Source organism: Niveibacterium umoris (genome assembly GCF_014197015.1).
In the GTDB taxonomy this organism is placed as follows: domain Bacteria; phylum Pseudomonadota; class Gammaproteobacteria; order Burkholderiales; family Rhodocyclaceae; genus Niveibacterium; species Niveibacterium umoris.
The window spans coordinates 1903020-1914508 of the sequence record NZ_JACIET010000001.1 but is presented as its reverse complement, the minus strand read 5'-3'; the positions used below and the strand labels follow the sequence as shown (position 1 = coordinate 1914508).

The 11489-nt window shown below is 60.9% G+C and carries 6 protein-coding genes; 4 read left to right on the top strand and 2 right to left on the bottom strand.

Annotated elements, in window-relative coordinates; genetic code table 11:
• Positions 1-3: 3 nt before the first annotated feature.
• On the bottom strand, positions 4-576 hold the full coding sequence (locus tag GGR36_RS08590; RefSeq protein WP_242533160.1) for a type II secretion system protein N: 573 nt from the start codon (positions 574-576) through the stop codon (positions 4-6).
• 661 nt (positions 577-1237) lie between these two features.
• Positions 1238-2125, bottom strand: coding sequence for an AraC family transcriptional regulator (locus GGR36_RS08585; protein ID WP_183634191.1), 888 nt, complete (start codon positions 2123-2125; stop codon positions 1238-1240).
• Positions 2126-2419: 294 nt separating this feature from the next.
• Here GGR36_RS08585 and GGR36_RS08580 point away from each other — a divergent pair, with 294 nt between their 5' ends.
• The 4 genes from GGR36_RS08580 (at position 2420) to purT (ending at position 11445) form a co-directional block, all read left to right on the top strand.
• Positions 2420-6580, top strand: coding sequence for an alpha-1,6-glucosidase domain-containing protein (locus GGR36_RS08580; RefSeq protein WP_183634190.1), 4161 nt, complete (start codon positions 2420-2422; stop codon positions 6578-6580).
• A 166-nt stretch (positions 6581-6746) separates the two neighbouring features.
• Positions 6747-8711: an acetoacetate--CoA ligase gene (locus tag GGR36_RS08575; protein ID WP_183634189.1), complete on the top strand. Its 1965-nt coding sequence runs from the start codon at positions 6747-6749 to the stop codon at positions 8709-8711.
• 178 nt (positions 8712-8889) lie between these two features.
• Complete coding sequence (gene malE / locus GGR36_RS08570; RefSeq protein WP_183634188.1) at positions 8890-10095, top strand: maltose/maltodextrin ABC transporter substrate-binding protein MalE; 1206 nt, start codon at positions 8890-8892, stop codon at positions 10093-10095.
• 150 nt (positions 10096-10245) lie between these two features.
• On the top strand, positions 10246-11445 hold the full coding sequence (gene purT, locus GGR36_RS08565; protein ID WP_183634187.1) for a formate-dependent phosphoribosylglycinamide formyltransferase: 1200 nt from the start codon (positions 10246-10248) through the stop codon (positions 11443-11445).
• Positions 11446-11489 lie beyond the last annotated feature (44 nt).

The window sequence follows — 11489 nt, the reverse complement described above, 5'->3', positions numbered from 1 at the left end:
GGATCATTGTGTCGGTTGGTTCTCTGGGGCGCCCGAAGGAGCGGGCGGCATGTCGCCTGCCATCGCTGGCCCGCCGCGTTGCGGTTGGAAGCCCGGCGCTTGCACGCCGGGTTGATTGACCTGGTACTGCAATTGGGGTGGGGTGCCAGCTTGCGGGGGCTGTTGCGGCTGCGGTGAGCCAGCCGCCGGCTGACGCGGCGTCTCGGCGACATTCAGGTGTTCCCTGACGCCGCCACGATCGAGTTCTGCGCCATCTGCCATAACGCTGACGAGCTTGACGCCAGGCGCGATCTCCTCGCCCACGACGAAGCCCTGCCCGGGCTTGCCCTCTTCTGCAATCACGGCCCAGCCGGGACTCTTCTTCGAGTGCGCCGCGACGCCGAGCAGGGTGAAACGGCTGACGACCACAGCTTGCGTTGGCGCTACCAGTTCACCGAAGAGGTGACGTGTCGCTGTTTCGCGAGCCGCTACCGACGGATCTGTTGCGATGTTGTTGGGGGCAGATGCAAGTGATGGCGCTGACAGCCGCCAATACCATCCGGCAGCGAACCACGCCCAGAGCGCGATTGCGGCCAACCAGAGCAGCCCGGTACCGGCAGCGGGTGCGAATGATTGAAGGCGACGAATGGGAATCGCGGGCAATTGACTGGGTCCCTATGTCTGCTCTGGCACGAAAACTGTCGAATCCTACGCGAGCGAGGGCCTAGTTTGAAGTGACATCGTGTTCCGTAGTCATTCGCTTACCGCTTGCTACAAAAAAATTGACCGGATCGACCCAAGGGTCGTCCGGTCCAACGGCTGCGCGTAATGAAAAGGTTGCGTACCGTTACCGATACGCCGCAACAGCCTTGATGTCGGTGCACCCGGATCCGAAGGGGAGGAGACAGAGGCTTGCAACGTCAGCGGCGGGGGGACGCCTGTTTGTCGTCGCATGTTTCGGTCGCCCGGGGGAGCAAGCTCGAAACATCTGTTGGATCCTTCGTGACCGTGCATCAAGTTGCGCGTTCGGGGCAGATGTTCGGCGTGTCGGCGCAGCAAGTCTTGATCGCGATTGCTGTTATTTGTTCTTGCGCTGCAGCATCAGTCCGGCCGTAACGCCAACAATGGTGCGCCTGTCGCGCAGTTGCGATCAGACCGTCCTGGATATGTTTCAGAAACCGACCCGTGCAGAAATTGCGGTCAGCCCATCGTGCCCATCTTGGGGGACTCGTATCGACGGACGCTGTCGTGGCTATTGTTAGCGCAAGGCGAGCCAGTAGTCGATTTCGGGCGCTTCGGAAAACGGCGAGTGTGTCGCGTCGAAGGTGAAGTACGCTGGCTGATCGTCGACGGCAAAGTGGCTGTCCGGCAGCCATGCGCCAAAGATGTACTGGAGCGTGTATTCCCACGTCTGCCCCGCGCCACGGTGACGGAAGCGTGCTTCCCTGCATGGCGGGCGCATCAGCGCGACTACACCCTCCGGCAGGCCGGAAAACTCGGTCACCTCGACGCAGGCCATTACGTAGCCTTGGATGCTGCGCTCGTCCGCAGCGACGATGTCACTGCACAGCCCCGCCAGCGAATTCGCCCTTACAGGAATGCGCGTGATCAGGGGCTCGAAGGTTCTCCACGCCTCGGTGCCTAGTTCTATCAAGTCAAAGGCTTCGGGGGCAACGGAAAACTCCGTCTTGACCCCGACCAGACGGCGTGCCGGGCTGTCAACGAACTCCGGTGTCGTCGTAAGCCCGGAGTGCATGTGCGCCAAGTACTCCGTTGTTATGTGCGGGATGCCGCGGGGCAACTGGGGTTGTTTTCCCGCAGCCCTGAACTCACGGGGGCTCGCGCCGAACTGCGAACGGAAAGCGCGGGTAAACGCTTCATGCGTCTCGAAACCGGCGCCGAGGGCGATATCGATGATGTTCTGCTGCGTTTCAAGCAGTTCGTAAGCCGCGCGGGTCAAGCGACGACGGCGGATGTAGTCCTTGACGGTTTCGCCAACGGTCGCCCGGAAAACTCGCAGAAAGTGCCAGAACGACATTTCTGTCTGAGCCGCGAGTTCCTGGATGTCGAGCGCATCGTCCAGGTGGTCGTCGATGTAGTCGATCGTCGCTTGGATGCGGACGATGCTTGCTGGGAGTCGTTCCATGTCGAAACTTTACCGCACAGGTGGTTTTTGCCGATATCCGCTGGCGAGAAATATGAGCCAAACGATATTTGACCGTAGTCAAACTACATTATGAGGCCATAAGAATTCTTGACATATGTGCCCCGGACGAGCACATTTGCGGCTCGATCGCCCCCCGGCTTCGCGCACATATACGTAACAAAACTACAACACGGGGCGATGGCATAACCACACTTTCCTTGGAGGTGACAAATGACAAGGCAAAGCGCTGGGGCGATCTGGAAGCGTGCGCGCTCACTGGTAGCTCTTTCTTGCTTGGCTCTTTTGGCCGCATGCGGCGGTGGTGGGGACGACACCCCCCCCGCGCCAGAGACGGAACTCTCGTTCCTCGATTCGACAAACTTCGAAAAGGTGCTTTCGGCGGTGCCGGCTGAGGCCGCGTCGGTGGCCATGCCGGCCAGCACAACCACGCTGACCGTGCACTACAAGCGCAAGGATGGCGTCTATACCGGGTGGCAGTTGCACACTTGGGGCGCGGCTGCCGATCCGGGCTGGAACAAGGGGTATAACGCTACTGGTACCGACGCGTTCGGCGCGATCTACACGCCGACGTTGGCGTCGTCGTCAGGCGACGTGGGCTATCTATTTCATAACGGCGACACAAAGGATCACGGCGGCGCCGACCAGAAGTACTCCCTGCAGGCGGGCGCCAATGAAATCTGGCGCATCGAAGGCGATGGCGTGACCTACACGAAGAACCCTGACACCGCCGGTCCGGTTGATGTCAGCACCATTCGCGTCCACTACAAGCGCTTTGATTCGAAATTTGACGTTTGGGGCCTGCATCTCTGGGATTCGAACGGGATGGATGTGACCAAGATGCCGGCGGGCTATGCGGCGCCAACTTGGGGTACTGCCATTACGCTCGACAAGATGCCGGGCTATGCCGTCGTATCGCCAGCCGAGGTTGTCTTTGACATTCCGGTGATCAACCCGACGACCGACAACACCAAGAAGTCACTTGAATTCATCATTCACGGAACTGCTGCCAATCCTAATGGTGGCGCCGACAACAAGGACGGTCGCAACGACAATATCGTTGTGAATTACGCGAACCTCACACCGAAGGCCAAGGTCGCAGAGATCTGGCTGGTGCAGGACGACGCGACGGTCTATACCACGGTTCCTGATACTCGTTCCGCTTCGACGAAAGATGCCAAGGCGTACTGGCTCACCAAGTCCCTGATCAAGTGGCCGCGAGTCGACGGTACGGGCGTGTTCAAGCTTTACTACTCGAAGAACGGCCAGATCGTTGCTGCGAAAGATGCTGCGGTCAAAGGTGCTGATGGCGCCCTGACGCTTGACGTTGGTGGCACCGTCCCGGCCGATGTGGCGACGCGCTTCAAGTATGTTGCGGCGGGCGTGGTCCTGTCGGTAAAGACTTCCGATGCAGACAAGCTTCCCGGGTTGCTGACCAATCAATTGGTGGTTGTTCAGGAAGACGCATCCGGCAAGGTGCAGAACGCTACGACCGCGCAAATTGCAGGCGCGCTGGATGACCTGTACGCCGCAGCCAAAGACGCCAAGGATCTCGGCGTGACAATTGCCGGTGGCAACACGACCTTCAAGGTGTGGGCGCCGACGGCACAGCAAGTAAAGCTTGGCCTGTACGACACGGCAACCAGCAAGGGCGCATCGCTCGAAGCGATGACTTTCGATGCAAGCACCGGCATCTGGAGCCTGACCAAGTCGGGTGACTTGAGCGGCAAGTACTACGTCTATGTTGCTGATGTCTTTGTGCGTGGCGCTGGTGTCATTCGCAATCGCGTAACGGACCCGTATTCGATCAGCCTTAATGCTGATTCAAAGCGCAGCTACATTGCCGACCTCTCGGCAGCAAACCTGAAGCCGACCGGCTGGGATAGCGCGAGCGCCCCTGCTTTGACGGCGCAGGAAGACATGTCGATCTATGAACTGTCGGTTCGTGACTTCTCGGCGAACGACAGCTCGGTCTCCGCTGCGAACCGCGGTAAGTACCTGGCATTCACGGAAGACTCCAATGGCATGAAGCACCTGAAGGCGCTTCAGCAGGCGGGTCTGACGGACGTGCATCTGTTGCCGGTTTTTGATCTTGCAACCATCCCCGAAGTCGGTTGTGTGGCGCCCAATATCGGTAGCTCGACCGCCGATTCCACGGCGGCGCGCGATGCGATCAATGCCGTCAAGGACAAAGACTGCTTCAACTGGGGTTACGATCCGTTCCATTACACGTCGGCCGAAGGCAGCTATTCGTCGGATGCGAATGACGGAGCCAAACGTATCGTCGAATTCCGTCAGATGGTTGCTGCGTTGCATGCCGCGGGCCTCCGTGTGGGTATGGATGTGGTGTACAACCACACTAGCGCTGCCGGTCGCGACGGGAAGGCTGTTCTCGATCGCATCGTTCCCGGGTATTACCAGCGCTTGAATGCGACCGGTGGTGTCGAGAATTCGACCTGCTGTTCGAACACGGCGACCGAAAACCTGATGATGGGCAAGCTCATGATTGACTCGGTCAAGACTTGGGCGACCCAATACAAGATCGACTCGTTCCGCTTTGACCTGATGGGTCATCAGCCGCGCGCGACGATGGAGCAGCTCAAGACTACCGTGAATGCGGCGGCGGGCCGTGACGTGTTCCTGATCGGTGAGGGTTGGAACTTTGGCGAAGTCGCCAGCGGTGCGCGATTCGAGCAAGCGTCGCAGCTTTCGCTGAATGGCTCCGGCATTGCAACCTTTAGCGATCGCGCTCGTGACCGTATCCGTGGTGGTGGTTGCTGTGATGACGGCGACTCGTTCCGTGCTCAAGGTTATGTGACCGGTTTGTGGTACGACAACAGCGACTACACCGGTGCGCAGACTGCGAGCCAGAAAGAGTCGCTGATGGATCATGCTGACGTGATCCGCGTTGGTTTGTCGGGTTCGCTGCGCTCGTTCTCGTTTGAAGCCCGTGACGGTTCGACCAAGACCGGCGCTGACATCAAGTACGGCAATGACCCGGCGGGCTATGTGACCGACCCGCAAGAAGTGGTCAACTACTACGAGAACCACGACAACCGCACGTTCTGGGACGCCACGGTCGCCAAGCTGCCGAAGGGCACCAGTCTGGATGACCGTGTGCGCGTTCAGACGCTGGCCGCAGCCATCAACAGTTTCAGCCAGGGTATTGCGTACTTCCATGCGGGTTCGGACATCCTCCGTTCGAAGTCGATGGACAACAACAGCTACAACTCCGGTGACTGGTTCAACCGCTTGTTCTGGGATTACTCCACGAACAATTTCGGTGTCGGCCTGCCGGTGAGTGGCGATCAGAACCTGGCGAAGGCTTTCCTGGCTGCCGCCACTCTGGCCAACTACACGCCGACGACGACGCAGATCACCGCGTCGCGCGACATGTTCAAGGACTTGCTGGCGATCCGTAAGAGCTCGCAGCTCTTCCGCCTGCGCACAGCTGACGACGTCAAGAAGTGCTTGAAGTTCTACAACACTGGCGCCGCTCAGGAGCCGACCGTCCTCGTGGGTCACCTCGATGGCTCGGTTTGCACCGAGAACGCCAACTTCAAGCAGGTGATGTACTTCATCAACGTCGACAAGGTTGCTCACGACATCACGATCGCGGCGGAATCTGGCGCGTCTTATGAGCTGCATCCGGTCCACAAGGCTGCAAGCGCGGCAGACAAGCGTGCTGCGACCGCCACCTACGACAACGCGAGCGGGAAGTTCTCGATCCCGGCCCGTACTGCAGTTGTGTTCGTGAGCGCTAGCGCACCGAAACCCGTTGGCCCGGTGCCGGTGGCGGCAGGTTCCGTTCGAGTGCACTTCCAGCAGACCGGGGCAACCTATGCTGACTGGGGGGTGTATTCGTGGAGTGGTCCGGTCACTGTTGATACAGCGTGGCCGGGTGGCCGCAAGAAGTTCGTCAACACCGATAGCTTCGGGGGTTACGTCGACATTCCGGTCGATGCATCCAAGGGCAAGATGGACTTCCTTGTAATCGACGGCACCGGCACGAAAGCCTGCGGTACCGATCAGGCAATCACCTTTGCCGCCGACGTTGCGACCAAGGGGCAGGAGGCTTGGGTTGTCGGTTGTTCTGTGACCGATGGCCCCCCGATTGCTGCGGGCTCACTTCGCGTGCATTTCCAGCAAACGGGTGCAACCTACGCTGATTGGGGTGTCTACTCCTGGAGCGGCCCGGTTACCGTTGATACCGCTTGGCCGGGTGGCCGCATGAAGTTTGTGAACACGGATAGCTTTGGCGGTTACGTCGATATCCCTGTCGATGCGACGAAGGGCAAGATGGACTTTCTCGTCATTGATGGTGCTGGCACCAAGGCGTGTGGCACTGATCAGGCGATTACATTTGCAGCAGACATCGCGACGAAAGGTCAGCAAGCTTGGGTTGTTGCCTGCACGGTTACGGCTACCAAGCCGTAAGCAGACGTCAACCGCGCTGTTCGAGACCGCCACCTTCGGGTGGCGGTTTTTTTTGTTTGTTGCCCCTGGAGTCGGTGATTGTCGTTCGGTGAGTCGCGCGTAAAGTCCTTCTTGGGCACGATGTGGCAACAGACTGCAAAAACCAGTTAGCAAGGTGATCACTGGAATGGACTTGAACCCATTGTGGCGTCCGGAGGACGGATGTATCGAGAGCGCGAACCTGACCGAGTTCGCGCGGTTTGTGCGCATGCAGTTTGGCGTCGCGGAGGGCAACTACACATCGCTACATCGCTGGTCGATCACTTCCCCGGAAGCCTTCTGGTCAGCAATCTGGCAGTTTGCGGACGTCATGGGCAGGCCCGGTGACTTAGCTGCGACTGGATCTGGCATGCCTGGAGTCACCTGGTTTCCCGACGCCCGGCTCAACTTCGCCCGTAACCTGCTCCGCCGACGCGATGACTCGGATGCGATCGTGTTCTGGGGGGAGGACGTCGTGCGGCGCCGACTGTCGCGCGCCGAGTTGTACCAGGCGGTCGCGCAGTTTGCGGCGGCCTTGCGAGGTGCCGGTGTGGTGGCGGGCGATCGGGTGGCGGGCTATCTGCCCAACATGCCGGAGGCGGTGGTCGCGATGCTTGCCGCGGCCAGTATCGGGGCGGTTTGGTCGTCTGCGTCGCCGGATTTCGGTGTGCAGGGCGTACTCGATCGCTTCGGGCAAATCGAGCCGAAGATCCTGGTTGCCGCCGATGGTTATCACTACAACGGCAAACGCCTGGACGGGCTGGGCAAGCTGGCCGAGATCGCTGGCAAGCTGCCGTCAGTGCAGACGGTGATCGTGGTCCCCTACCTCGGCGTCGACGCCGGGCTGGCGGACGTGCCGCGGGCTCAGTCCTGGGCTGCATTTGTTGCACCCCATGTGGCGGAAACCGAGATTGCGTTTGCGGAACTGCCCTTCGCGCATCCGCTATACATCCTGTTCTCCTCCGGTACGACCGGCGTACCGAAGTGCATCGTGCATTCGGCCGGCGGTACGTTGCTCCAGCACCTCAAGGAACACCAGCTGCATACCGACGTACGACCTGGCGATCGCCTGTTCTACTTCACAACGCTGGGCTGGATGATGTGGAACTGGCTCGTCTCGGGGCTGGCGTCCGGTGCGACCCTGCTGCTCTACGACGGATCGCCGTTCGCGTGTCGCAACAATGTGCTGTGGGATTTCGCGCAGGCCGAGCGCTGCACGCATTTTGGTACCTCGGCGAAGTACCTGGAGGCAGCGGCCAAGTTCGGTCTGCGGCCCAGGGATACGCACGACCTCTCGTCGCTGCGTGTGCTGATGTCGACCGGCAGTCCGCTCGTCGATGAAGGCTTTGACTACGTCTACGACGCAATCAAGCCGGATATCTGCCTTGCGTCGATCTCTGGCGGAACCGACATCGTGTCCTGCTTCGTGCTGGGCAATCCGACGCTGCCGGTATGGCGTGGCGAGATTCAGTGCAAGGGCCTGGGCATGGCGGTCGAGGTGTGTGACGAGAACGGCAAACCGGTCGTTGGCGAGAAGGGTGAGCTGGTGTGCACCCGCGCTTTTCCGAGCATGCCGATCCGTTTCTGGAACGATCCCGACGGCGCGAAGTACCGTGCCGCCTATTTCGAACGCTTCCCGGGCGTGTGGTGCCACGGCGATTTCTGCGAAGAGACCGAGCACGGCGGCATAGTGATCTACGGGCGATCTGATGCGACGCTCAACCCCGGCGGTGTGCGGATCGGCACTGCGGAAATCTATCGTCAGGTCGAGCGATTGCCGGAGATCGTCGAATCACTGGTGATCGGCCAGAACTGGCCGCCGGGCAGTTACGGTGACGTGCGTGTAGTGTTGTTCGTCAAGTTGCGAGACGGCATGATCCTCGATGAGTCTCTGATTGAGCGGATCAAACGTACTATCCGCGACAACGCCAGCCCGCGACATGTGCCTGCGAAGGTGCTGCAGGTTGCGGACATCCCGCGCACGAAGAGCGGCAAGCTGGTGGAACTGGCGGTACGCAATGTCGTGCACGGTGAAGCAGTGAAGAACATCGAGGCGTTGGCGAATCCCGAAGCGCTCGAACAGTTTCGCGGACGTACCGAACTGACGGACTGAGGGCGGCGCCCCGCGGGGCGTGTGCAGCAAACTGCATCAAGACGCTGTTTGCCTTCTGAATCAATATCTTGCCCATATCAAAGCGCTGCCTTCGTGCAGCGCTTTGTCTTTTTCTGCAGGCCGGGCGCCGAGATACCCTCAGGTGCGGTGGCCGTTGGACAACCTACAAGGATTCCGCATGAACGTCACCCGCCGTCTGATCATCCGTTGCGCCCGAGTATGTGCAATCGGCCTTGCGCTGGGGCTTGCTGCCCCGGCATTTGCGTGGGAGAAGGGCAAGCTGTTGATCTGGGTGGGCGACGACCGCGCCGCCAAGGGCATGCGCAAGATCGCCGCCGCCTACACGCAGAAGACCGGTATCAAGGTGGTCGTCGAGGTGCCCGAGAATCCGACTGGCGCATTCGAATCGGCGATGTCGGGCAGCAGTGGCCCGGACATCTTCATGTGGCCGCACGATCGCATCGGTGACTGGGCGGCCAAGGGCTGGCTGTCATCGATGGCGGTCTCCCAGACGCTCAAGAACAACATCGTTCAGGTCGCCTGGGATGGCGTAACCTCGAAGGGCAAGATCTGGGCGTATCCGGTGGCGGTCGAGGCGCTCAGCCTGGTGTACAACAAGAGCCTGGTGCCGGTGCCGCCCAAGGCCTTTGAAGATATTCCTGCCGTTCATGCAACGCTCAAAGCGAAGGGCGTGGGGGCGATCGGCTGGGAAGTGAACAACCCCTATTTCTCGTGGCCGATGCTCGCCGCCAACGGTGGCTATGTGTTCCGCCGCGATCTGCTCGGCAACTATGAGCCGAAGAACACTGGCGTGAACCACCCCGGCGCGGTGCAGGGCGCCGAAGTGCTGCAGAAGCTGGTGAAGTCGGGCGTGCTGAACGCTGGCATGCCGACGGGTGATGTTGAAGCCGCCATGAAGAACGGCAAGCTGGCGATGATGATTACCGGGCCGTGGGCGTGGGATGGATTGACCAAGGCTGGCATCAAGTTCGGCATTGCGCCGATCCCATCGCTGAACGGTCAACCGGCCAGCCCCTTCGTCGGCGTGCTGGGTGCGATGATTCCTGCCAAGTCGCCGAACAACGCGGCGGCAGTGCAACTGCTCGAGCAACACCTGCTGCCGGCCGAGGGGCTGCTTTCCTTCAACAAGGAGCGCCCGCTCGGCATCCCCGCATCGAAGGAAATCTTCTGGGATTTCTACTCCGACCCGCAGATCCGCCAGGCAATGGAAAGCGTGTTTGCCGGCAAACCGATGCCGAACAACCCCGAGATGCAGTACTTCTGGAAGCACCTTGGCGCCGCGTTGCAGGAGATCAATTCCAACGGCAAGAAGCCGAAAGACGCGCTCGACACTGCTGCGAAGAACATCGCAAACGGCGTGTGATCGCAAAGGCCTGACTGGCCATGAAACGCCCGCCGCACGGCGGGCGTTTTTCGTCGACCGCGATGCTTCAGCGACATGGTTTGACCGCCGGGGTGGCCGAGTTTCCAGCGCGGGGGCATGATCCGCAGCTTTCATCCTCCGGAGAGATCCATGACCCTCGGAACCCCGCTGACCGCATCGGCTACCCGCGTGATGCTGCTTGGCGCCGGCGAACTCGGCAAGGAAGTCATCATTGCGTTGCAGCGGCTCGGCTGTGAAGTCATCGCTGTTGATCGTTACCCGCACGCCCCCGGTCACCAGGTGGCCCATCGCTGGCACGCTATCGACATGACCGATGCGGCCGTGGTGCGCGCCATGGTTGAACAGGAACGCCCGGCGCTGATCGTGCCGGAGATCGAAGCCATTGCGACCGACGAACTCGCGCGAATTGAATCCGATGGCCTTGCCGAAGTGATCCCGACCGCGCGCGCGGCACAACTCACGATGCACCGCGAGGGGATTCGTCGCCTCGCGGCCGAAGAGCTCGGGCTGCCGACTTCGCCCTACGCCTTTGCCGATTCGCTGGACGAGCTGCGCGCGGCGATCGATGGCGGCATCGGCTATCCGTGCGTGATCAAGCCAGTGATGTCATCGTCAGGCAAGGGGCAGTCGCTGGTCAAGCGGGCGGAAGATCTGGCTGCAGCCTGGGACTATGCGGCCAAGGGCGGCCGGGTGAACCAGGGGCGGGTGATCGTCGAGGGTTTCATCGACTTTGACTACGAGATCACCCAACTCACCGTGCGTGCGAACGGCGCCGACGGCGAAGTGCAAACCTTTTTCTGCGACCCGATCGGCCATGTTCAGGTGTCGGGCGACTATGTCGAGAGCTGGCAACCGATGGCGATGTCGACGGTGGCGCTGGAACGATCCCGCGAGATCGCCGGCAAAGTGACGGCGGCGCTGGGTGGCCGCGGCCTCTTCGGTGTCGAGCTCTTCGTCAAGGGCGACGTGGTGTGGTTCTCGGAAGTCAGCCCGCGACCGCATGACACCGGGCTCGTCACGCTGGCCTCGCAGCGTTTCTCCGAATTCGAGCTCCATGCGCGTGCGATTCTCGGCTTGCCGGTCGATGTATCCCTGCGCCGGCCGGGCGCCAGTGCGGTAATCTACGGCGGGGTGGATGCCAAAGGCATCGTCTTCGACGGCGTAGCCGACGCGCTGCGCGTTCCGGAAAGTGACCTGCGGCTGTTTGGCAAACCCGAATCCTTCGTCAAACGGCGCATGGGCGTTGCAGTCGCCACCGCCGATGACACCGACACGGCGCGGGTACGTGCCAAGGAAGCCGCCCGCCGCGTCAAGCCGCACACCGCCTGAGCATCGCTGTACCCGCACTCTGAGAACAAGCCGGTGGCGCTACG